At 67.0% G+C, this 22,687-nt stretch carries 21 protein-coding genes and 1 tRNA gene; 5 read left to right on the top strand and 17 right to left on the bottom strand.

All coding sequences use genetic code 11. The features are described 5' to 3' along the window. Window positions 1-65: 65 nt before the first annotated feature. The gene (locus tag WQQ_RS14205) at window positions 66-617 is read right to left on the bottom strand and encodes a GNAT family N-acetyltransferase (RefSeq protein ID WP_007185907.1); all 552 of its coding nucleotides are present in this window, start codon (window positions 615-617) and stop codon (window positions 66-68) included. A 16-nt stretch (window positions 618-633) separates the two neighbouring features. Further along, window positions 634-2,517: a RecQ family ATP-dependent DNA helicase gene (locus WQQ_RS14200; protein WP_007185906.1), complete on the bottom strand. Its 1,884-nt coding sequence runs from the start codon at window positions 2,515-2,517 to the stop codon at window positions 634-636. A 93-nt stretch (window positions 2,518-2,610) separates the two neighbouring features. Here WQQ_RS14200 and WQQ_RS14195 point away from each other — a divergent pair, with 93 nt between their 5' ends. Further along, complete coding sequence (locus tag WQQ_RS14195) at window positions 2,611-3,378, top strand: ATP-binding protein (protein WP_007185905.1); 768 nt, start codon at window positions 2,611-2,613, stop codon at window positions 3,376-3,378. A gap of 64 nt (window positions 3,379-3,442) precedes the next feature. Here the strand turns inward: WQQ_RS14195 and WQQ_RS14190 are convergent, their stop codons facing one another. The 3 genes from WQQ_RS14190 to WQQ_RS14180 form a co-directional block, all read right to left on the bottom strand. Continuing rightward, entirely contained in the window at window positions 3,443-3,709 is a 267-nt protein-coding gene (locus WQQ_RS14190) for an acyl-CoA-binding protein (RefSeq protein WP_007185904.1), read from the bottom strand. Window positions 3,710-3,820: 111 nt separating this feature from the next. After that, window positions 3,821-4,312 carry a dihydrofolate reductase gene (locus WQQ_RS14185; protein WP_007185903.1) on the bottom strand — a complete coding sequence of 164 codons (492 nt, stop codon included), beginning with the start codon at window positions 4,310-4,312 and terminating at the stop codon, window positions 3,821-3,823. Next, window positions 4,312-5,106 carry a thymidylate synthase gene (locus tag WQQ_RS14180; RefSeq protein WP_007185902.1) on the bottom strand — a complete coding sequence of 265 codons (795 nt, stop codon included), beginning with the start codon at window positions 5,104-5,106 and terminating at the stop codon, window positions 4,312-4,314. The genes WQQ_RS14185 and WQQ_RS14180 overlap by 1 nt, the downstream gene beginning before the upstream one ends. Window positions 5,107-5,274: 168 nt before the next feature. Between WQQ_RS14180 and WQQ_RS14175 the strand changes: the two genes are divergently transcribed. Continuing rightward, window positions 5,275-6,024: an SDR family NAD(P)-dependent oxidoreductase gene (locus WQQ_RS14175; protein ID WP_007185901.1), complete on the top strand. Its 750-nt coding sequence runs from the start codon at window positions 5,275-5,277 to the stop codon at window positions 6,022-6,024. Between the two features lie 4 nt (window positions 6,025-6,028). Here the strand turns inward: WQQ_RS14175 and WQQ_RS14170 are convergent, their stop codons facing one another. The 7 genes from WQQ_RS14170 to WQQ_RS14140 all read right to left on the bottom strand — a co-directional run bounded on the left by WQQ_RS14170 (window position 6,029) and on the right by WQQ_RS14140 (window position 11,117). Further along, window positions 6,029-6,352: a HesB/IscA family protein gene (locus WQQ_RS14170; protein ID WP_007185900.1), complete on the bottom strand. Its 324-nt coding sequence runs from the start codon at window positions 6,350-6,352 to the stop codon at window positions 6,029-6,031. Further along, window positions 6,349-6,783, bottom strand: coding sequence for an iron-sulfur cluster assembly scaffold protein (locus tag WQQ_RS14165; protein WP_007185899.1), 435 nt, complete (start codon window positions 6,781-6,783; stop codon window positions 6,349-6,351). Before WQQ_RS14165 ends, WQQ_RS14170 begins: the two co-directional genes overlap by 4 nt. Window positions 6,784-6,787: 4 nt before the next feature. Further along, window positions 6,788-7,939 (bottom strand): aminotransferase class V-fold PLP-dependent enzyme, encoded by a 1,152-nt coding sequence (locus tag WQQ_RS14160; RefSeq protein WP_007185898.1) that lies wholly within the window; start codon window positions 7,937-7,939, stop codon window positions 6,788-6,790. Between the two features lie 16 nt (window positions 7,940-7,955). Further along, complete coding sequence (locus WQQ_RS14155) at window positions 7,956-8,252, bottom strand: DUF6665 family protein (RefSeq protein WP_007185897.1); 297 nt, start codon at window positions 8,250-8,252, stop codon at window positions 7,956-7,958. Further along, a complete protein-coding gene (locus WQQ_RS14150; RefSeq protein WP_007185896.1) occupies window positions 8,249-9,388 on the bottom strand; it encodes a cysteine desulfurase family protein in 1,140 nt (379 codons plus the stop codon). Before WQQ_RS14150 ends, WQQ_RS14155 begins: the two co-directional genes overlap by 4 nt. Before the next feature lie 16 nt (window positions 9,389-9,404). After that, a complete protein-coding gene (gene cysE / locus WQQ_RS14145; RefSeq protein WP_007185895.1) occupies window positions 9,405-10,190 on the bottom strand; it encodes a serine O-acetyltransferase in 786 nt (261 codons plus the stop codon). Between the two features lie 69 nt (window positions 10,191-10,259). After that, window positions 10,260-11,117: an RNA methyltransferase gene (locus WQQ_RS14140; protein ID WP_007185894.1), complete on the bottom strand. Its 858-nt coding sequence runs from the start codon at window positions 11,115-11,117 to the stop codon at window positions 10,260-10,262. 80 nt (window positions 11,118-11,197) lie between these two features. On the opposite strand from WQQ_RS14140, the gene WQQ_RS14135 reads away from it, so the two are divergent. Together WQQ_RS14135 and WQQ_RS14130 are read left to right on the top strand one after the other, a co-directional pair. Continuing rightward, the gene (locus WQQ_RS14135; RefSeq protein WP_007185893.1) at window positions 11,198-11,989 is read left to right on the top strand and encodes an inositol monophosphatase family protein; all 792 of its coding nucleotides are present in this window, start codon (window positions 11,198-11,200) and stop codon (window positions 11,987-11,989) included. Window positions 11,990-12,085: 96 nt separating this feature from the next. Continuing rightward, the gene (locus tag WQQ_RS14130) at window positions 12,086-13,816 is read left to right on the top strand and encodes a potassium/proton antiporter (protein WP_007185892.1); all 1,731 of its coding nucleotides are present in this window, start codon (window positions 12,086-12,088) and stop codon (window positions 13,814-13,816) included. 246 nt (window positions 13,817-14,062) lie between these two features. Here WQQ_RS14130 and WQQ_RS14125 read toward each other — a convergent pair. The 4 genes from WQQ_RS14125 to yajC all read right to left on the bottom strand — a co-directional run bounded on the left by WQQ_RS14125 (window position 14,063) and on the right by yajC (window position 17,545). Beyond that, window positions 14,063-14,139 (bottom strand) — tRNA-Gln (locus WQQ_RS14125). 202 nt (window positions 14,140-14,341) lie between these two features. Beyond that, window positions 14,342-15,271 carry a protein translocase subunit SecF gene (gene secF, locus WQQ_RS14120; protein ID WP_007185891.1) on the bottom strand — a complete coding sequence of 310 codons (930 nt, stop codon included), beginning with the start codon at window positions 15,269-15,271 and terminating at the stop codon, window positions 14,342-14,344. Between the two features lie 11 nt (window positions 15,272-15,282). After that, window positions 15,283-17,145, bottom strand: a complete 1,863-nt coding sequence (gene secD / locus WQQ_RS14115; protein WP_007185890.1) for a protein translocase subunit SecD — start codon at window positions 17,143-17,145, stop codon at window positions 15,283-15,285. Window positions 17,146-17,212: 67 nt separating this feature from the next. Then, window positions 17,213-17,545 (bottom strand): preprotein translocase subunit YajC, encoded by a 333-nt coding sequence (gene yajC / locus WQQ_RS14110; RefSeq protein WP_007185889.1) that lies wholly within the window; start codon window positions 17,543-17,545, stop codon window positions 17,213-17,215. 138 nt (window positions 17,546-17,683) lie between these two features. On the opposite strand from yajC, the gene WQQ_RS23115 reads away from it, so the two are divergent. Beyond that, window positions 17,684-20,461, top strand: a complete 2,778-nt coding sequence (locus tag WQQ_RS23115; protein WP_007185888.1) for a protein kinase domain-containing protein — start codon at window positions 17,684-17,686, stop codon at window positions 20,459-20,461. A gap of 332 nt (window positions 20,462-20,793) precedes the next feature. Here the strand turns inward: WQQ_RS23115 and WQQ_RS14100 are convergent, their stop codons facing one another. Next, a complete protein-coding gene (locus tag WQQ_RS14100) occupies window positions 20,794-22,578 on the bottom strand; it encodes a carboxypeptidase regulatory-like domain-containing protein (RefSeq protein ID WP_007185886.1) in 1,785 nt (594 codons plus the stop codon). Between the last annotated feature and the right edge of the window lie 109 nt (window positions 22,579-22,687).

Below are 22,687 nucleotides of genomic sequence, written 5' to 3'. Positions count from 1 at the left end.
CAGGGCGGCTTGGAAACCCGCCATCGAGATCGCGACCAGCATGAAAGGGCAGGTATCAACCCGCGCTACGGACGACGCTCCGCGAGCCAGTCGGCGGCAGCGCGCTCGAACCAGGCCAGCGGCGCGCCGTTGCTGTAGGCCGCAAAGCGGCGCTCGCCGTTGCGATGCAGGCCGGATTTGAGCAGCACCTGCTGCGAGCGGGTGTTGTCGAGATCGGTGATCGCGACGATCGTCGGCAGCTTCAATTGCGTGAAGCCGTATTCGAGCAAGGCCACCGACATCTCGGTCGCATAACCCTTTCCCCAAGCCGATTTGAACAGCCGATACCCGACCTGGATCGGCGCCTCGCCGCGAATGTGATTGAGCAGATGCGAGCCGACGATCCGGCCGCTGCCGCGTTCGACCGTTACCCACATGCCGAGGCCGGGATGCTCGTCGTAGTAGCGCAGGATGCGGCCTTCGAGCATGTCCTTCGTCGCCTCGGGACTCATCGGGCCATCGATGTAGCGCATCACCTCGGGATCGGCGTTGAGCTCGGTGAGCCAAAGCAGATCGTCGCGCGTGAAACGGCGCAGCGCGAGACGCTCGGTTTCGATGATATCGGCGGGATTTTTCATGGCTCGCTGCTCCGCATCATTTCTCGAGCACTTCGAGAAACGCCTCGCCGTAGCGCTCGAGCTTGCGCGAGCCGAAGCCCGGAACCGCGCCGAGTTCGTCGAGACTGCGCGGCTGCATTCGCGCAATCTCGCGCAAGGTTCGATCGTGCGCGATCACGTAGGCCGGCACGCCTTCGGACTTGGCGAGTTCGAGCCGAACCTCGCGCAGCGATTCGAACAGCAGCTGCTCGATCGCATCCAAGGGCTCCTCGTCCGGCGCCACGCGGGCCGCGCGCGCACTGCGCGATTCCTTGGGCTTCTTGCTGGCCGCATCGCTCGGCGGCAACCAGCGCGCCGCACGCTGTCCGCGCATGATCGCGACACCGTCGTCGGTGAGCCGAACCACCGGATGCAGGTCGCCCGAGAAGCCGATCCAGCCGGCGGTCACGCAGCGCGAAAGCGCACGCTGTATCCAGTCCGCACTGCGCTCACGCAGGATGCCGAAGGTGGCGACCTGCGTGAGTCCCATGCGTTCGAGCCGGTCTTCGGATTCGCCATGCAGCAGGCGCACGACCTGCTTGAGGCCGAAGCGATTCTGCAAGCGCGCGACGCCCGACAGCAGCTTGCGCGCGAGCTGCGTGGCTTCTTCGACCGACACTTCGTCGACCGCGTCGATGGCGACGCAGACGTCGCAACGGCCGCAGCCATGCAGGGTTTCGGCCTCGTCGCCGAAGTAGCGCAGGATCGCGTCGTGGCGGCAGGCGGCGCCGTCGGCCCAGCGGATCAGTTCGAGAAACAGATTCCAGCGGTGCTCGACGATTTCGGGGTCGCTCTGCGCATCGCCGCCCGGCGCTTCGAGCAGGCGACGGCGCAGCGGCAGATCGTTCTGCTGCCAGCACAGCAAGCCCAGCGCATCGCCGCCGTTACGGCCCGCGCGCCCGACTTCCTGGTAGTAGGCCTCGATCGAACCCGGCGGTCCGAGATGCACGACCGCGCGCACGTCGCCGCGATCGATGCCCATGCCGAAGGCGTTCGTCGCGCAGACGATCTCGGCCTCGCCGCGCGTGAACGCGGCCTGCGCACGAGCGCGCGCATCGGCCGGCAAGCCGGCGTGATACACCGTGGCCTTCCAGCCCGCGCTGGCGAGGCGCTCGGATTCTTCCTCGGCCATGCGACGCGTCGGCGAATAGATGATCGCCGCACCGCGTCCGGCGCCGGGCGCGAACAGCGCCTCGGACAGCAGCGCGTCGACGCGCGCGGCGCGCTCGCGCGAGCCGCCGACTTCGGCCGCGCGCAGTGCGAGATTCGGCCGCGCGAAGCCGCGCACGAGCTGCGGCGTATCCGCGGGCAGGCCAAGCCGCACGATGATTTCGTCGCGCACGATCGGCGTCGCCGTTGCGGTGCAGGCGAGCACGTGCGGCGGCGCGAGCTCGGCGAGCAGCTCGCCGATCTGTCCGTATTCCGGACGAAAATCGTGGCCCCATTCGCTGATGCAATGCGCCTCGTCGACCGCGACGAGCGGGCAGCCGAGACGCTTGAGCCGCTCGCGAAAGCCCGGCAGCGCAAGCCGTTCGGGCGCGATGTAGGCGAGCTTGTATTCACCGCGCGAGAGCGCATCGAGCCGGGCGCGCGATTCGGCGGCGTCGAGCGTCGACGCGAAGAACGTCGCTGCCACGCCACGCGCCTGCAAGGCCGACACCTGGTCCTGCATGAGCGCGATCAGCGGCGAGATCACCAGCGTGGTGCCCGGCAGCAGCAGCGCGGGCAGCTGATAGCACAGGCTCTTGCCGCCGCCGGTCGGAGCGACAAGCAGGGCGCGGCGAGTCTGCAGCAGCGTTTCGACGGTCTCGCGCTGGCCGGCGCGAAACGCGGAGTAACCGAGCTCGGCCAGCGCCCGGTCGTATGCGGATGAATCGATCATGGCGCAAGCATAAAACACACGGGCACGCTCGCCGCGTGACGGGGCGCTCGTGGGCGCAACATCGTCCGCCGCTTCGGGCCTATGATGCGCGCCATGAACGACGCCCTCGCCTACCGCTGGCGCTCCCGAGCGCTGCAGCCGGTTTCCTTTCCGCAGAACCTGCGGCTCGATTCGCTGCTCGGCATCGACCGGCAGAAGGAGTTGCTCGTGCGCAACACGCGCCAGTTCGTAGAAGGCCTGCCGGCCAATCACGCGCTGCTCACGGGCTCGCGCGGCACCGGCAAGTCGTCGCTCGTCAAGGCGCTGCTGAACGAGTTCGGCAACCGCGGCCTGCGCCTGGTCGAAGTGCCGCCGCACGATCTGATCGAGATGCCCGACATCGTCGCCCCGCTGCGCAAGCGGCCCGAGCGCTTCATTCTCTACGTCGACGATTTCTCGGTCGCCTCGAACGATCGCTCGCTCGCCGCGCTCAAGACCGCGCTCGACGGCGACGTCGAGGAAGCCCCCGAGAACGTGCTGATCTACGCGACGTCGAACCGCCGCCATCTGATGCCGGAGTTCACCAAAGAGAACGAGGAATATCGCTGGGAAGGCGAGGAACTGCATCCGGGCGAATCCGCGGAGGAGAAGATTTCGCTGTCCGAACGCTTCGGCCTGTGGCTGTCGTTCCAGCCGTTCAACCAGGCGCAGTATCTCGATCTGGTGCGTGCGCACCTGCGCATGCTCGGCGTCGAAGTGCTGAGCCCCGAGGGCGAAAGACTCGCGCTGCGCTGGGCCCTGTCGCGCGCCTCGCGTTCGGGCCGCGTGGCCAAGCAGTTCGCCCGCGATTACGCGGGCCAGCAGGGCTTGCAGCAACTCTGAAACATACTCTCGCCGCAACGAAAAAGCCCGGCTTTCGCCGGGCTTTTTCGTTGGCGCGGCCTGATCAGCCGAGCTTCTTCTGCAGCTCTTCCACCTTGGCGATGTACTGCTTCATCGCCGCATCGTTCTTGGTTCCCTTGAGCTTGGCCCAGGCGTCGTACTTGGCGCGCGCGACGACGTTGAGCATGCCCGGGCGCGGGCCGCTGACGTCGCCTTCGGTAGCCTGCTTGAACAGCGAGTAGAGCGCGAGCAGATCGTTGTCGCTCGGCTTCTTGGTCAGCTTGCGGACGTCCTTCTGCGCCTGTTCGAACTGTGCCTTGAGGTCGGACATCGTCGTCTCCTTGGATGGTGGAATGCTGCGCGTCGTTGTGGGATGGCCGAGCTTATAGCAGCGCAGCTGAAGCGCTCACAACGGCAGTGCGGACAGCGGCGAGGCGTCGGCTCAGCCGCGGCGCTCGAGCGTGATGAAGCTGTACGCGTGGGCGTGGCGCTCGTCGGCCGCATGCGGCTCGCGCGTGGTTTCGACGAAGCCGGGCGGAATCGGCGGAAACCAGGTATCGCCGCCTTCGACATGCGCATGTACGCGGGTCAGGTGCAGCACGTCGGCGCGATCGAGGGTCTGCCGATACAGCTCGGCACCACCGATGACCATGATCGTGTCGAGCCCGTCGCCCGCTGCCAGCGCCGCATCGAGGCTCGAAAACACCGTCGCGCCGGGCGCTTCGAAACCCGCATCGCGCGTGATGACCCAGTTCTCGCGCTGCGGCAGCGGACGGCCGAGCGATTGCCAGGTCTTGCGGCCCATCAGCACGATCTTGCCGAGCGTGAGCCGCTTGAAGTGCTGCAAGTCCGCCGGCAGCCGCCACGGCAGGTCGCCGTTCTTGCCGATCAGATTGTTCTCGTCGAGCGCGGCGATCAGTTCGAGCTTCGGCATCAGACCGCGACCGGCGCCTTGATGTGCGGATGCGGGTCGTAATCCGACAGCACGAAGTCTTCTAGCCTGAACGCGAACAGGTCGCGCACCTCGGGGTTGATCGTCATCGTCGGTAGCTTCCTGGGCTCGCGCGAGAGCTGCAGGCGGGTCTGTTCGAGATGGTTGCTGTAGAGGTGGCAGTCGCCGCCGGTCCAGATGAATTCGCCAGGTTTCAGGCCGCAGACCTGCGCGATCATCATCGTCAGCAGGGCATAGGATGCGATGTTGAACGGCACGCCCAGAAAGATATCGGCCGAGCGCTGGTACAGCTGGCAGCTCAGCTTGCCGTCGGCCACGTAGAACTGGAACAGCGCGTGGCAGGGCATCAGCGCCATCTTGTCGATCTCGCCGACGTTCCAGGCCGAGACGATCAGCCGGCGCGAATCCGGGTTGCCCTTGATCTGGTCGAGCAGCAGCTGGATCTGGTCGATCTGCCGGCCGTCCGGTGCCGGCCAGCTGCGCCACTGCTTGCCGTAGACCGGCCCGAGCTCGCCGGCCTCGTCAGCCCATTCGTCCCAGATCGAGACCTTGTTTTCCTTGAGCCAGCCGATGTTGGTCTCGCCACGCAGAAACCACAGCAGCTCGACGATGATCGAACGCAGATGCAGCTTTTTGGTCGTCAGAACCGGAAAACCTTCGGCCAGATCGAAGCGCATCTGGTGACCGAAGACCGACAGCGTGCCGGTGCCGGTGCGGTCGGATTTTGTAGCCCCGTGGTCGAGCACGTGGCGCATGAGATCGAGGTATTGGCGCATGGCGCCATGGTATCGCAGCGTCCGCCGGGTCTGCCGGCCTTGCGTCCCCCGGCAATGATTGGGTCAAAGCTACCCGTGGGATTGCCGCCATGAACGGGACATCATGTTTGCAACGAGATGTGCGGGCCAAGGAGAAAGGCGACGCGCACCGAACTCAGGGAACACCACATGGCCACACGGCCGAGCATTCTGATCACGGGCGCGGCCGGCGATATCGGACGCGCCACCGCCCTGCGCTTCGCCGGCAAGGGGTATCGGGTCGCGGTCTGCGACGTGCGCGAATCGGCCGCCAACGAGACCACCGAGACGATCCGCGCTGCCGGCGGACTCGCCGACGCCTACGCCGCCGATGTCGGCGATTCGGCCTCGGTGGCCGAGCTGTTCGAACGGCTCAAGCGCGATTACGGGCGGCTCGACGCGGCCTTCAACAACGCCGGGCGTGGCGGCGGACGCACACCGCTCGACGAATCCGACGACGCGCTCTGGGACGATTGCATCCGCGTCAACCTGACCGGCACGTACTACTGCATGAAGCAGGAGATCAAGCTCATGCTCGCCCAGGGCGGCGGTGTGATCGTCAACAACTCATCGCTGTGGGGTCTGCACGGCGGCCCGTCGGCGACCTACACGGCGAGCAAGCACGGCATCGTCGGTCTCACCAAGTCGGCCGCCCTTTCATACGCGGGCAAGAACATCCGCATCAACGCGGTCTGCCCGGGGCTCATCGACGGCGGGCTCGGGCTCAAGGTGCTGAGCCAGGCGCCCGAATTCGTCAGCGGCGTGGTCGGGCGCGTGCCGATGGGCCGCCCCGGAACCGTCGACGACGTGGCCTCCGCGGTCGCCTATCTATGCTCGGACGAGGCGGCCTACATCACCGGCCATTCGATGGCGATCGACGGCGGCTGCGGCAGCGTCTAAGGCCTCAAACGGCGAAGCTCTCGCCGCAACCGCACTGGGCTTTCACATTCGGATTCAGGAACTTGAACGACTCGTTGAGGCCCTGCTTCTGCCAGTCCAGGGTCAGGCCCTCGAGCACCGGCAGATGTTCGGCCTTGACCACGAGCCTGGCGCCGTGGGCTTCGAAGACCTGGTCTTCGGCACCGATCTCGTCGGCGTAGTCCATCGTGTACGCGTAACCCGAGCAGCCCGACTTCTTGACCCCGACGCGCAGGCCCAGGCCCTTGCCGCGCTTGGCGATCTGGGCGTCGATGCGGCGGGCTGCGGACTCGGTCAGTTGAATGCTCATGTCTGGGTACTCGATTGGCTGCGGCGGGCGAGCAGCGCCTTGATTGCGTCCTCGCCCATGAGGGCACAGTGGGCCCGGTCCTCGGGAATTTCAAGAACCTCGCGCAGCTGGCGCGCGTTCAGGCCGGCGAGTTCGGACGCACTGCGGCCGATGCTCCAGTCGGCGATCCAGCTGCCGACCGCGATGCTGCTCGGGCAGCCGTAGGCGCGGAAACGCGCATCGGCGACGCGCTCGCCGTCGAAGCGCAGTTGCAGTTCGAGCACCGACCGGGCGGCCGGCGTGCCGGCCCGGCCTTCGGCAACGCCGGGTGTTCCGTCGGCGAAGCGACCCGCACGCTCGGCTGCTTCGCCGACACAACGTTCGAAGCGGCTCCAGATCGGCTGCGGATAGTCGAAGGGGTTGGCCGGGTCGATCCCGTGTTCGATGCTCATGGCTTCAGTTCCAAAGCGCGGAGATCGAGCGCAGGCGCTTCACCTGCAGGCACACGCGCTCGGCCGCGGCGTCGACTTCCCCGGCCGTCGTGAACCGCCCGAACGAAAACCGCAGCGAGGCGTTGGCGAGTTCGTCGTCGCGGCCCAGCGCGCGCAGCACGTAGGACGGCTCGGCGGTCGCGGACGAGCAGGCCGATCCGCTCGACACCGCAAGGTCGGCCAGGCTCGCGCGCAGCGATTCGCCTTCCACGCCCTCGAAGCTCACGTTGAGGACATGCGGTGCACTCGGCCCCGCGCCGTTGCGATGAATTCTGTCTAGGCCCTGCAAGCCCTGCCAGAAGCGCTCGCGCAGCGCGGCGATGCGCTCGGCTTCGGCCGCGCCCTCGCGGCGCAGGATCTCGAAAGCCGCGCCCATGCCGACGATCTGGTGCGTCGCCAGCGTGCCCGAGCGCATGCCCTGCTCGTGCCCGCCGCCGTGCATCTGCGGCGCCAGCCGGGCGCGCGGCTTGCGGCGCACGAACAGCGCGCCGATGCCCTTGGGCCCGTAGGCCTTGTGCGCCGAGACGCTCAGCAGATCGACCGGCGTCTGCTTTAGATTGATGTCGATGCGCCCCGAGGCCTGCGCCGCGTCGACGTGCAGCAGCACGCCGCGCTCGCGCAGCAGCGGGGCCAGACGCTCGATGTCGTTGCGCACGCCGATCTCGTTGTTGACCCACATCAGCGACACCAGCGCGGTGTCGGGCGTCAGCGCGTCGAGCACCTGCTCGGGCGTGATCGCACCGTCGGCGCCGGGCTTCAGATACGTCACGCGCGCGCCCTGCGTCTCGAGGTAGCGACAGGTGTCGAGCACGCATTTGTGCTCGATGCGCGAGGTCACCACATGCGCCTGGCGCAGCCCGCGAAATTCGAGCACGCCCTTGATCGCGAGATTGTTCGATTCGGTAGCGCCCGAGGTGAAGATGATCTCGCTCGCCTCGGCTCCGAGCAGTTCGGCGACCTGCGCCCTCGCCCGCTCCACCGCGGCGCGCGCGCGAAACCCCGGCGCATGCGAGGACGCCGCGTTGGCCTGCAGGCCGTCGGCCACCAAGGCCGGCATCATCGCCTCGAGCACGCGCGCATCGAGCGGCGTGGTCGCGGCGTAGTCGAGGTAGATCACGGCGGCGGAAAACGAATCAGGAAGGACGCGGCGTCGCGCCCATGCGGCGCCAGACTTCGTCCGGAATCCGGTACTGCTCGCGCGCTTCGCGGTGATCGCGCAGGCCGCTCATCTCGCGCTGCACGATGTACTCCCAGACCAGCTGCGAGGCGACGTCGACGAGCAGATGCCGATCGGAACGCTGCTCTTCGGTGAGCCCGAGACCGGCGTGCTTGGCGTCGTAGGTTTCGAGCGCGAGCAGCGACACTTCGACTCGGTGCGCCGCGTTTCGCAGCGTGGTGGCGCGGTCTTCCGCGGTAATCGATTCGATCATGATCTCAGCGTCCCTGCGATCTCCGCCAACACGTGCAGAAACCGCGCTACTTCATCGGTGGTGTTGACGACTCCGACGCTCACGCGGATCGCGCCCTTGGCGGTCACCGGATCGAAGCCCATCGCCAGCAGTACGTGGCTCGGCTCACCCGATCCCGAGGCGCAGGCCGAGCCCGACGATACGGCAATGCCTTTGCGATCGAGTTCCATCAGCAAGGCTTCGCCGTCGTAGCCGCTCAGCGCGAACTGGCGCGTGTTCGGCAGCCGGGCGACGCCGTCGCCGAACATCACGATCTCGGGAATCTGCCGGAGCCCGGCGTCGAGCTGCTCGATGAGCTGCGCGTAGTGCTGCGTGCGCGGGTCGAGTTCTTCGATCGCGAGTTCGGCCGCGCGGCCGAAGCCGGCGATGGCGGCGACGTTCTCGGTGCCGCCGCGGCGGCCACGCTCCTGGGCGCCGCCGTGCTGCAGCGCTTCGAGCTCCACGTCCGAGCGCACCACCAGCGCGGCGATGCCCTTGGGCCCGTAGATCTTGTGGCTCGACAGCGTCAGCAGATCGGCGCCGAGTTCGTCCATGTCGACCGCGAGCTTGCCGGCCGCCTGCACCGCATCGACGTGCAGCCAGGCACCGGCCGCGTGGACGATGGCCGCGAGCGCCGGAATGTCCTGGATCACGCCGGTTTCGTTGTTAGCGCGCATGATCGAGACCAGCCGCGTCGGCGCTTTCGCGAGCTGCGCCTCGAGCGCATTCGCATCGATGATCCCGCGATGGTCGACCGCTATCGCCTCGACCTCGCAGCCGCTCGAGCGCAGCGATTCGGCCGCTTCCATGACGGCCGGATGCTCGGTCGCGCCGTACAGGACTCTTGACGGCACGCGCCCGCACACGGCCTGCATGACGCCCTTGATCGCGTAGTTGTTGGCCTCGGTGCCGCCCGACGTCCAGATGACATCGCGCGGCTGGGCGCCGACGAGCTGGGCCACCTGCACGCGCGCGGCCTCGATCGCATCGCGGGCCAGGCGGCCGTAGCGATGCAGGCTCGAGGGGTTCGCGGCCGGCCCGGACAGGTAGGGCATCATCGCCTCGAGCACGCGCGCATCGAGGTGCGTGGTGGCGTTGTGGTCGAAGTAGATCGGCATCGGGGGACTTCGCAGCTCAGCCGTTGCCGACTTTCTTCACCGGTTCGGCGTCTTCGGCGCAGAAATCGGGCAACTCGAGCTTGTCGAGGCTCGCGGCCGGGACCGGCAGCCGAGCCTGGTTCAGCGCCGCGTGCAGATCGGCGAGCTGGGCGTCGAGCTTGTGAATGTGGTCGAGCATCGCGCTGATCGCATTGGCGACCGGGTCGGGCATGTCGCGCGTGACACCGTAGGCGTCGAAACCGAGCCGGTCGGCCACGCTCTTGGCGCTCTCCGACACCACCGGCTTCTGCTGCTCCTGGACGATGCGCGCCGGAATGCCGATCGCGGTCGCGCCGGGAGGCACTTCCTTGACCACCACCGCGTTCGAGCCGATGCGGGCTCCGTCACCGACCGTGAAACTGCCGAGCACCTTGGCACCCGAGCCCACCACCACGTTGTTGCCGAGCGTCGGGTGCCGCTTGCCGCCAGCGAGCGAGGTGCCGCCGAGCGTCACGCCCTGGTAGAGCGTGCAGTCGTCACCGACCTCGGCAGTCTCGCCGATCACCACGCCGAGCCCGTGATCGATGAAGAAGCGCCGGCCGAGCTTGGCACCCGGATGGATTTCGATCCCCGTGAGCCAGCGCGCCAGATGCGAAACGAAGCGCCCGAGCCACAGGAAGCCGTGCCGCCAGAACCAGTTCGCGATTCGATGCGCCCAGACCGCGTGCAGGCCCGGATAACACGTCATCACTTCCCAGACCGAGCGGGCGGCGGGATCGCGTTCGAAAACGCTGCGGATGTCTTCGCGGATGCGGGCGAACATGGAGAACCAGTGCGGGTGAACAGGCCCGGTTCAAGACCGGAACGGCCTGAGATTGTACCGATTCGGTACTCAGCCCCCGGCCTCGGGCCCGGCCGCAGGGCCAGGCTTCACCCGCGGCGTGCGCTTTTTAGGCCGCTCCACCGACTTGAGAATGCCGCGCAGGATGTTGAGCTCGTTGGTGTCCGGCCGCGCCCGGTTGAACAGCTGGCGCAGCCGGCGCGTCAGCAGCCGCGGATTGCGCGGATCGAGAAAGCCGGTGCCGAGCAGCACGCGCTCCAGGTGTTCGTAGAACTGCTCCATCTGCTCGGCCGTCGGCGGCCCGAAGCGCCCGTTCATGTAGCCCGGGTCTTCCTTGAGCGAAATCTTCGGCGGCGCGATCGCCGCCCGGCGCAGTTCCCAGCACAGCAGCTGCACGGCCGCGGCCAGGTTGAGCGACGGATAGACCGGGTTCGACGGGATCGTCGTCAGGCGGTGGCAGCGATCGAGTTCCTCGGCCGTCAGGCCGGTACGCTCGCAACCGAACACCAGGGCGACGGGCGCCGCCGATTCCGCCGCGCCTGCGGTTTCGAGCAGCACGCTGGCGGTCTCGGCCGGGCTCAGCGGTTCGTCGCCCAGATAGCGCCGACGCGAGGAGCTGCCGACGACGAAGGCGCAGTCGGCGACCGCCGCTTCGAGCGACTCGAACAGCTGCGCCGAATCGAGGACCGACTGCGCTCCGCTGGCCATGGCGGTGGCCTGCTCGTGCGGAAAGCGGTGCGGATTGACCAGCCGCAGCTGCATCAGGCCCATCGTCATCATCGCGCGCGCAGCCGAGCCGATGTTGCCGGGATGCTGGGTACCGCTGAGCACGATGACGATGTTGTCGAGCGGGCTCGTCGAGGCTTCGGGCGAAGCCTCGTGCAGTGACGGGGACGGCGATTCGGACACGGGCGGCACGAGGGAGGCGGGCGGGTTTGCTATTCTAACGTTCGTCCCCTTCGCTCCTTGCCCCTACCGTGCATCCCCTGGTGAACATCGCCGTTTCCGCAGCGCGCAGCGCCGGAAACTTCATCATGCGCCATCTCGAGCGCGCCGATACCCTTCAGGTCGAGCACAAAGGCCGCAACGACTTCGTCACGCTGGTCGATCGCGGAGCCGAAGCCGAAATCATCCGCACCGTCCACAAGGCCTACCCTCACCACGCCATCCTCGGCGAGGAAGGCGGCCAGATCGGCGAGAACGAAGTCACCTGGATCATCGATCCGCTCGACGGCACCACCAACTTCCTGCATCGCCTGCCGCACTTCGCGGTTTCGATCGGCATCCAGGTCAAGGGCGTGCTGCAGCACGGCGTGATCTACGCCCCGTGTACGCAGGATCTCTACGTCGCCAGCCGCGGCGCCGGTGCCACGCTCAACAACCGCCGCATCCGCGTTTCCAACTGCCGCGATCTCGACCAGGCCCTGGTCGGCACCGGCGTGCCGATCCGCGCGGCCAAGCTGCCGGCCTATCTGCCGATGCTGACGACCATCGTCGAGAACACGGCCGGCGTGCGCCGCGCCGGTGCGGCCTCGCTCGATCTGGCCTACGTCGCGGCGGGCCGTCTCGATGCCTACTGGGAGCTCGGCCTCAAGCCCTGGGACATCGCGGCCGGCATGGTGCTGGTGCAGGAAGCGGGCGGCATGATCAGCGAGATCTATGGCAACGGCGATCCGCTCAACACCGGCAACATCCTGGTCGGCAATCCCAAGCTGCATGGCCAGTTCGCGGACATGCTCAAGGCCGCGGCGCCTTTCGCCGCGGCGCCGGACGCCGAATAAGCGCATCGCGCTTTGGGCGACCGCAAGGAACGATTGCTGCATAGAGGCTGCTGACCTCCCACTCGAAACACGAACCCCGACACCGCAGCGGCCGATATGGAAATCGCCAATCACCTGATTCTCGTCGGCGGCCTGTTGTTCATCGTTTCGATCCTCGCTTCGATCCTGTCGCCGCGCCTCGGCGTCCCGCTGCTGCTGGTGTTCCTGATCGTCGGCATGCTCGCCGGCGAGGAAGGGCCCGGCGGCATCCAGTTCCACGACTTCGCGCTCGCCAACCTCGCGGGCACCGCGGCGCTGGCCGTGGTGCTGTTCGACGGCGGCATGCGCACGCGCATGACCACCTTCCGCGTCGGCCTCGCGCCGGCGGTTTCGCTCGCCACCGTGGGCGTTGTCGTGACCACGGCCGTGGTCGGGCTGTTCGCGGCCTGGTGCCTCGATCTGACCCCGGCCGAAGGCCTGCTGGTCGGGGCCATCGTCGGCTCCACCGACGCGGCCGCGGTGTTCTCGCTGCTGCACACCAACGCGGTGCATCTCAACGAACGCGTCACCTCGGCGCTCGAGATCGAATCGGGCACCAACGATCCGATGGCGGTGTTCCTGACGCTGGGCCTGCTGCAATACCTGCAGGCACCGGACACCTATCGCTGGTTCGAGGCGCTGCTGTTCCTCGTGCAGCAGATGGGGCTCGGGGCTTTGATCGGCATCTTCGGCGGACGCGCGCTGGCCTGGTCGCTGAACCGGCTCAAGCTGTCCGATTCGCTGTATCCGCTGATGGCCCTGTTCAGCGGCCTCTTCATCTTCGGCCTCACCTCGTCGCTGCATGGCAGCGGTTTTCTGGCCGTGTATCTGGCCGGCGTGGTGCTCGGCAACCGCAAGGTGCGCGCCTTCGGCGGCATTCGCCGCTTTCACGACGGCGTCGCCTGGGCCTCGCAGATCGGCATGTTCGTGATCCTGGGGCTGCTCGTCACGCCGAGCAAAATGCTGCCGCTGGCGATTCCGAGCCTGATCATCAGCCTCGTGCTGATCGTGGTCGCCCGGCCGGTCTCGGTCGCGCTTGCGCTGGCCCCGTTCCGGTTTCCGTGGCGCGAGCAGGCCTACATCGCCTGGGTCGGGCTGCGCGGCTCGGTGCCGATCGTGCTCGCCACATTCCCGTATCTGGCCGAAGTCGAGAACGCGGCGGTGGTTTTCAACGTCGCCTTCTTCATCGTGCTGGTTTCGCTCGTCGTGCAGGGCTGGAGCGTGGCGCCGGCCGCGCGCCTGCTCGGCCTGCAGATGCCCGCGACCACTGCGCTCGTGCATCGCAGCGACTTCGACCTGCCCGGCACGCGCGGCTACGAGATCGTGAGCTACTACATCGGCGAGAACAGCCCGCTGCTCGGGCTCAAGTCCAAGGAGCTGCCGATCAACGATCTCTCGCGCATCGTCTGCCTGGCGCGGCGCGGCAAGGTCATCAGCTACCGCGAATGGGGCACGCTGCGCGCGGGCGACTACATCGCCCTGCTCGCCTCGCAGGACGAGCTGCCGGCGCTCGACGAAATCTTCCGCGCCGATGGACTCAAGCCCAAGACCAAGCGCGACGGGGGCATCGAGGTTCCGTTCTTCGGCGAATTCGTGATCGACCTCAAAGCGCCGGCGACGGCGCTCGCGGATGCCTACGGGCTCGAGTTGCCCGATTCGGCGAAGCATCGCAGCGTGGTGGAGTTCTTCGCTTCGGTGATTCCGCGGCCGGTGGTCGGCGATCGCCTGCGGCTCGGCGAGATGGAGTTGGTGGTGAAGCGGATGGAGGGAGAGAAAATCACGGAAATTGGGTTGCGGTTGCCGCATTAGCTTGCGCTTCGGTGGCTGCTTCCGTGGCGCTAGCTTCGCTTAGGGGTTAGCTGAGCGCTGAGGCTTTTGACCTCGCCGGTCGGGCGTTACTTCTCTTTGCTTGTGCAACGAGAAGTAACCAGGAGAAAGCACACCCTGGTGACGCACTTTCGCTGCGCGAAAGTCCCCTGCGCTGCTCACGTGCTCGGGGCAGGAGTTTCGACGCGATGCAACATTCTGGTCGCGACGAAACTCGGCGGGCATCCATGGCAGGGGAGGAAGGATTCGAACCTTCGCATGCTGGAATCAAAATCCAGTGCCTTAACCAGCTTGGCGACTCCCCTAGGATGTCGCGTCGAAGCGACCCCGAGCACGTCGCTCCAGCCGGGGACCCGTTCGTCGTGCAACGACGAACGGGCGCGGACTTCGGGGCCTGCTTTCTTTGCTTACTTTCTTTGCAGGAGCAAAGAAAGTAAGACCCGGCCGGGAAGGCCAAACACCTTCAGAGCCGAGCAGGCTCAAGAACACAAAGCCAACCCGCCACCGTCACGGCGATTCGTCGATCGCCTCTTCCTTCGGCGGCAACAAATCCTCGCGCGAAATGCCCAGCACGATCGCCAGTCCCGTCGACACATAGATCGACGAATACGTCGCCACGATCACACCGACGATCAGCGCCACCGAGAAGCTGTGCACGCTAGCGCCGCCCATCAGGAGCAGTGCCGTCAACACCAGCAGCGTCGTCAAGTGCGTGATCACCGAACGCAGCACGGTCTGGTTGATCGACAGGTTCACCACTTCGAAGATGTCCGAACGACGCTGCGAAATCAGGTTCTCGCGAACACGATCGTAGATGACGATGGTTTCATTGTTCGAATAACCGATCAGCGCGAGGATGGCCGCGAGCGTGGTCAGGTCGAACTCCACCCAGAAGATCGACAGAAAGCCCAGCGCCATCAGCGCATCGTGAATCAGCGCCGACACCGCGCCGACCGAGAATTTCCACTCGAAGCGAAGCATGATGTAGACGGCGATGCCGATGAAAGCGACGAGCAGCGCGAGCGCGCCCTTCTCGGTCAGCTCCTCGCCGACCTGCGGACCGACGAAGTCGATGCGGCGCAGCTCGATGTTCTCGTTTCGCGCATCGAGCGCTTCGAGGATGCGCGAGCTCACTTCGGCCGAATTGGCGTTGGCCGCGGGAGGCAGGCGGATCAGCACGTCCTGCGTAGTGCCGAAGTACTGCACGATCGCGCGTTCGTAACCGCCTTTCTCGAGGTGGGTACGGACGTCGTCGAGCTCGACCGCCTGCGGATACGCCACTTCGACGAGCACGCCGCCCGTGAAGTCGATGCCGAAGTTCAGGCCGCGGAAGACCAGCAGCAGGATCGTGGCGATCGTCAGCACCGAGGAAACGATCAGGCCCACCTTGCGCTGGGCCATGAAGTCGATGTTGGGAACGCGAGCGAAGAATTTCATGGTGCGCTCCTTTACCAGATCGGCAGATCGTTCATGCGCGCGCGGCGCCCGAACACCAGATGGGCCAGCGCGCGCGTGCCGACGATGGCGGTGAACTGCGAAGCCGCGATACCGAGCGCGAGCACGACCGCGAAGCCGCGCACCGGACCGGCGCCGACCGCGATCAGCACGATCGCCGCGATCAGCGTGGTGATGTTGGCGTCGGCGATGGTCAGGAACGCGCGGTCGTAACCGGCTTCGATCGCCTTGGCCGGGCTCATGCCGTTTCTCAATTCTTCTCGGATGCGCTCGTAGATCAGCACGTTGGCGTCGACCGCGATACCCATGGTCAGCACCAGGCCGGCGATGCCGGGCATCGTCATCGTCGTCGGCAGCAGAGACAGCGAGGCGATCAGCAGCAGCAGGTTCAGCGTCAGCGCGGCGATCGCGAACAGGCCGAAGACCTTGTAGTAGAAGCACATGAACAGCGCGACGAGGCCCAGGCCGAGCGCCGCCGCCTGGAAGCCCTTGCGGATGTTGTCCTCACCGAGGCTCGGGCCGATGGTGCGTTCCTCGACGATGTCGACGGGCGCCGCGAGCGCGCCGGCCTTGAGCAGCACCGCGAGATTCTGCGATTCCTTGCTGCCGAGGCCGGTGGTCTGGAAGTTCTTGCCGAACACGCCGCGGATGCTCGCCACCGAGATGATCTCGTTGACGTCCTGGTGCTCGCGCATCGGCTCGCCCCTGGCGTTGTAGGTGGTGATGACCTTGCGCTCGCGGAACAGCACGGCCATCGGCTTGCCGACGTTCTTGCTGGTGAAATCGAACATGCGCTTGGCGCCCTGCCCGTCGAGCGTCACCGACACCATCGGCGTGCCGCTCTGCTGATCGATGCCGGGCTGGGCGTCGACGAGCTGCGAGCCACTCGCGATGATCTCTTTCTTGAGCAGGTACGGAAGGTGGCCTTCGCGCGTGTAGAACAGCTCGGTACCCGCAGGCGCGATGCCGCTGGCCGCCGCCGAAGCCGCGTTGCCACTCTCGTCGACCGCGCGATATTCGAGCGTCGCGGTGGCGCCGAGCAATTCCTTGACGCGCGTAGTGTCCTGCACGCCTGGCAGCTGCACGAGGATGCGATTCGCGCCCTGGCGCTGCACCACCGGTTCGGCCACGCCGAACTGGTTCACGCGGTTGCGCAGCGTGATGAGGTTCTGCTGCACCGCGAAGGTCTGGATGCGCTGCGCCTCGGCGTCGGAAATGCGCGCCGACAAGGTCAGCGGGCGATCCGGCGGCGTGCTCAGCGTGAGCTCGCGATATTCCTTGGCGATGAACTTGCGCGCCGCGTCGAGCTTGGCGGCGTCGGCGAAATCGAGCTCGACACCGTCACCGGCCTGGCGACGGCCGCTGTAGCGGATGTCTTCCTTGCGCAGCGCCGACGGAATGTCGTTGACGTAGTTTTCGATCGCCTTCTTGCGCACGACGTTGACGTCGACTTCGAGCAGAAAGTGCACGCCGCCGCGCAGGTCCAGGCCCAGCGCCATCGGCTTGGCGCCGAGCGCGGCCATCCAGGCGGGCGTCTTCGAGGCGAAGTTCAGCGCCACCACGTAGTCGTTGCCGAGCGCCTTCTTGACCGCCTCGTTGGCGCGCAGCTGCGCCTCGGCGGTCGAGAAGCGCAGCACCCAGTGCCCGGACTCCAGCCGGCTCGACACCGGCTCGATCTGCGCCTCCTTGAGCGCGGCGTCGATACGGGCTCCGGCACTTTCGGGCAGCGGATCGCCCGATTCGAGTGAAACCTGCACCGCCCAGTCCTGCCCATACAGATTGGGCGCCGCATACAGGGCGCTCACGAGCAGGGCGACGACGAGTACGACGTACTTCCAGCTTGCGTAGGGACGCATCGAAAGACTCCGGTCAACCGGAGCAGCCGGCGGCCGAACCGGCCCGGCCGCTTCGGCATCGATTCAATTACAGGGTCTTGAGCGTGCCCTTGGGCAGGACGCTGCCGACGGACGCCTTCTGCACCTTCACGCTGACGCCTTCGGCGACTTCGAGGGTGACATAGGCTTCGCCGATGCTGGCGACCTTGCCGGCGAGGCCGCCGTTGGTCACCACCTCGTCGCCCTTGGCGATCTTCTCGAGCATCTGGCGATGCTCCTTGGTGCGCTTCATCTGCGGACGGATCAGCAGGAAGTAGAACAGCACGAACAGGACGACCAGCGGCGCGAACTGCACGAGGGCGTTGGGCTGGGCAGGCGCGGCAGCCTGGGCGTAGGCCGGGCTGAGAATGAAATCGAGCATGGGATGGGGCTTGAGGGGGCCGAAAAAGAGCGGCGGATTATGCCATAAGGCTTTTCAGCGGCCGTTCAAGAGTGCGTTCGCGGCCCTGGGCGCTTTTGGCCCGTGTCGCGAACGCCATGCGAGCCCCTATGATCTGGCATGTCCAAGAAACGGCTCCCCCCGGCAGTCGACGACGGCCAGCCTTCTTCGGGAGCGCTGCGCTGGCGCTTCGCCGGCTTCGTGCTCGAGGAATCGCGGCGCGAACTGAGCCGCGACGGCGTGGTGCTCAAGCTCGAGCCCAAGCCGTTCGACGCGCTGATGCTGTTGCTGCGCCACGCCGGCGAGCTCGTCACCAAGGACGAGATGATCGCCGCGGTCTGGGGCGGTCGCCCGGTCACCGACAACGTCATCGCGCGCTGCGTCGCCAAGCTGCGCGAGGTGCTCGGCGAACCGCCCGGACTGCGCCTGGTCACCGTGCACGGCTTCGGCTACCGGCTCGATGCGGCCGTCGAGCGCGAGCATGTGCACGCTTCGGCGCTCGCCGAGCCGCTGCGCATCGGAGCCGGACATCGGCTGCCGATGCGCCCGCACTGGATGCTCGAACGCCGGCTCGAGGCCGGCACCGAAGTCTGGCTCGCCCGCCACGAGAAGACCCGCCAGCAGCGCGTGTTCAAGCTCGCCTTCACGCCCGAGGAGCTCAGCGCGCTCAAGCGCGAGATCACGCTGCAGCGCTTCCTGCTCGACGCCCTGCCCGAAGCGCGCTGGCGCATCGAGATTCTCGACTGGAACCTCACCGATGCCCCGTGGTTCCTCGAAATGGCCTACGAGCCGCTCGGCAGCCTGAAGCATTGGAGCGAGTCGCAGGGCGGCCTGAAGAACATTCCGCTGCAGACGCGCCTGGATCTGATGATCCAGGCCGCGAGCGCGATCGGCGAGGCGCATGCGGTGGGCGTGCTGCACAAGGACGTCAAGCCCTCGAACCTGCTGATCCGCAGCTCGCCGCAGGGCCGGCCCGAGATCGCGATCTGCGATTTCGGCTCCGGGCGCGTCGATTTCGAGCGCCTGCAGGCACTCGAAATCACCCGCCTGGGCCTGAGCCGCACGAGCGCCACGCTCGACGACTCCGGCGGCACCGCGCTGTACCTGGCGCCCGAGCTGCTCGCCGGGCACGCCTCGACGACCGGCTCGGACATCTATGCGCTCGGCGTGATGCTCTACCAGCTGGTGACCGGCGACCTGCGCGCCCCGCTATGCCCGGGCTGGGAACGCCAGATCGACGACGAGCTGCTGCGCGAGGACATTGCCGCCGCGGCCGACGTGCAGCCCGCGCACCGTCTGCATTCGGCGGCCGAACTCGCGGCGCGGCTGCGCAATCTCGACGAGCGCCGCCGCCAGCGCGAGCAGGACAGCCTGCAGCAGCGGCTGGCCCTGCAGGCCCAGCGGCAGCTCGAACGCTCGCAGCTCGTGCGGCGCTGGCAGTCGGTGGTCGCGCTGGCCCTCGCCGCCGGCCTGGGGATCGCCTTCGTGCTCTATCGCCAGGCCCGGATCGCCGAGCGGCAGGCGCAGACCGATGCCGAGATCGCCTCAGCGGTCACCCGCTTCGTCAACGAGGATCTGCTCGGCGCCACCGACGCCGAGCGCATCGGCGGCGGGCGCAGCGTCACCGTCGGTTCGTTGCTCGACACCGCCCGGCTGCGCCTGCAGACCAGCTTCGACGGCGCCCCGGCCGTGCACGCCGAACTCGCGCATACCATCGGCAGCGCCTATTCGAGCCTCGGGCTCGAGTCCGAGGCTCGAGCCGTGCTCGTCCGCGCGCTCGAGCAGGATGAGGCGCGGCTCGGTGCCGGTCACCCGACGCTGCGGCGCATTCACTCGCGGCTCGGCTGGCTCGGCATCGAGACCGCGGATTACGCGCAGGCGCAAAACCACCTCGAAACCCTGCTGACGCTCGCCAGCGCGGCCGATGACGCCAAAGCCGCGGCCGATCGCCAGTCCGCCGCCTACGGGCTCGCCCGGCTGCGCTTCGAAATGGGCTACTTCGCCGAGGCCGCCGATCGCTACCGCGGGCTGCTCGACGAACTGCAGCACTCGGCGCACCGGGACGAGCGCCTGATCGCGGACATCGACTGGGATCTGGCCGAGGCCTTGTTCGAAACCCACGACTGGGCCGAAGCCGAGCGCCGTCTCGACAGCGCCCAGCGATACGTCGAGAAGCAGGGCTTCGTCGTCGACAGCACCTACCGGCTCTGGCTCGAAGTCAGCCGCATCTATTCATTGCAGATCCGCGAGCGGCTCGACGAGGCCGCGAGCCGCTGCCTGGAGCTCGGACGCGTGGCCGGCGAATCGCTCGGCGAGCGTCATCCGGTCAGCGCCTCCAGCCTGCACATGCTCGGCATGATCCGGATCAAGCAGAGCCGGCCGGCAGAAGCCTTGCCGCTATTGGCCAAGGCCTTGCACCGCCGCATGGCCCGCCTCGGACCGAACCACTACGCCACGCGCATGACGCAGATGCGCATCGCCGAGGCCGAGCTCGCGCTCGGTCACACCGCGACCGCACTGGCCAAGCTCGAAGCGCTCTGGAAAGGCTCGCTGGCGACGCTCGGAGCCGATCATCCGCACACGCTGGATCTGCAGCGCATGCTCGCCGAGGCCAGGGCGGCCGACGGCCAGCTGCAGCGGGCGGAAGAAAACCTGCGCGAAGTGCTCGCCCTCGCCCCGCATCGCCTGCAGCCGCACAACAACCGCGTCGCCTGGGCACACTACGGTCTGGGCCGGGTGCTGCTGCGCGAACGCAAGCTCGCCGAAGGCTTCGACGAGCTGCGCCAGGCGCGCGCCCTGTTCGTGCGCAATTTCGGCGACGGGCATTCGCAGGTCGCGGTCATCGACACGATGCTGGCCGACCCGAAGACCGCCGAATCGGCGCGCAAGACCTCCTGATTCGTCATTTGGGATGACGACATAAAAAGCCGTCGCGCGCCCCCCGGCAGCGCGACGACCCGACAGCCAGGGTCGATGCGGATCGGCGTAGCGGTCCCCAAACCGTTACGCCGCATCCGGCCGACATCATCCGACCGGCAGTTGACCGGGTCTCCCGGCACTGCGAAGTCAGTGTGCGGGCAACCCAGGCTTGATACCTGCCGGATTGCTGACGGATTCATGACTTATTGCGGGCGCATCGCAATGAAGCTCGTCATGCACGCGAACGGCGTGGAGGTTTTGGCCTCCACGCCTGGAACATCAGGCTATTCCGAGATCCCCGGAAGACGCCGCTAGCGTGAGCAGAATGCAGCGCTCGGGTTTTCGGCCTGCGGCAGGGTCGGCTCCTCTGCCGACCATGGCGCCGTCGACGGCGTGATGGTGGCGGTGCAGTCGGCCGCGATGCTGATGTCGAACACCTTCCAGTAATAGGTCGCGGCGGTTTCGCCGGCCGGCGGAGTGAAGATTCGCGTCAGGCCGTTGGCCTTGAGCTCGACGCGCGCCGGCGAGGTGCTGATGCCCGGCGCCGGGTCACGGTCGTAGTTGTTGACGAAGTAGCGGTAGGTGCCGACGCGCGGACGCAGGACCGTGACCACTTCCGGGCCGAACGAGTCGGTGTCGTCGACGTCGAGGCTCGCGAACGGCGCTTCGGTCAGGCTGCCCTTGCGGCGGTAATAGATGTGCTCGCCATCGGGCGTCAGCAGGTGCGAATCGATGTCCTCGGGCAACTGGCCCCAGGTCAGCGTCACCGTGAAGCCGTTGCCGTCGGCCGTTCCGAGTTGCAGGCAGCTCGGCAGCGTCTGGTCGACGTTGGTGGTCTCGACCGCCTGCGTCGAGGTCAGCTGCAGGCCGATGTAGCCGCCGATCGTGAGATTGGAGCCGGCGCGGACCGGGATGGTGAAATTGCCGCTGGCGTCCGAGACGGTCGTGGACGTGCCGGTGTAATCGATGCCGGTGGACTGCAGGCGCACGCCGGGCACCCGGCTGCCATCCGCGTTCTGCACGCAGCCGCTCAGCGTCACCGTGTTGTAGACCTGATCCGCATTCCAGTACGTGAAGTGCGAAACCGTGCCCTCGTAGTACGAACCGTCGGGGCCGGTCAGCAGCCGGGCTTCGCCTTCCTGCACCCAGCGGCCGGTGGTGGCGTTATAGAAGAACAGCGGAATCGTTCCCGGACGCGACGACGAGCGCGTATCGAGCGGAATGCGGATCGTCGCCGTCGAGCCGCTCTTGAGATTGGTCGGGCTGCCGTCCTCTTTGTACAGATTCACCGATAGCGCGCCGAAGCTTTCGATCGGCGAACCCGCAGTGGTGAAATCGCCCGGCATGTTGTCCGGTGCGGCCGACGGGTTCACGTCGGTGATCGTCACGCGCACGGTGCTGGTGGCATCGATCGCACCGGCCGGGAAGCTCACCTGGGCTGGCGAGCCGGCGATGCCGACATCGCCGCCAGCAGCCGGATCGAGCGTCTGCGAGGCGCCGACGGGCAGCAGCACCACCGAAGCGAAGCTTTCCGCATCCCGGGTTACCGGAACGATGCGCTGGTTGGTCTCGTAATTGGCCTTGCTGACCTGGAGCAATGCACGTTCACCGACCGGCACGCCCGCCAGAGTGAAATCGCCTTCGCCATTGGTCGTGGTGCTCGCCGAGCCGACGCGCACGCTCGCGCCCTCGATCAGGGCGCCGGTCTTGGTGTCCACCACCTTGCCACTGATGCTGCCGGTGGCGACCGGCGCGGTCACGGTGACCGTGGCCTGCTTTTCGGTGGAGCCGCCCGTTCCCGAGCAGCTGAGCTTGTAGACGGCATCGCCGACGGCAGCCGGAGTGACGGTCTCGGTACCGCTGGCCGTCTTGCTGCCGGTCCAGGAACCGCTGGCCGTGCAAGCGGTGGCGTCGGTCGACGACCAGTTCAGCGTCGACGACGCGCCCAGAACGATGGACGCGGGACTCGCTGCCAGTGTCACGGTAGGAGCCGCCGGCGTGGTGCCGGTGTCGTCATCGTCTCCACCGCCGCCCCCGCAGGCGGACAGCAACAAGGAACCGGCCGCGACGATCGCGGCACGCCATAACGTCTTCATCTTTCAATCTCCCTATCAGAACCAGAAAAACAAAAGCGAGGCGCCACGGCCGGGCCACCGGCGCTCGCATTCCAATGAGTGCCTTACCTGGCTTAGGTGTTCAATACTT

It is taken from the genome of Hydrocarboniphaga effusa AP103 (assembly GCF_000271305.1).
Taxonomy (GTDB): Bacteria; Pseudomonadota; Gammaproteobacteria; order Nevskiales; family Nevskiaceae; genus Hydrocarboniphaga; species Hydrocarboniphaga effusa.
This window is presented reverse-complemented; position numbering and strand designations above follow the sequence as displayed.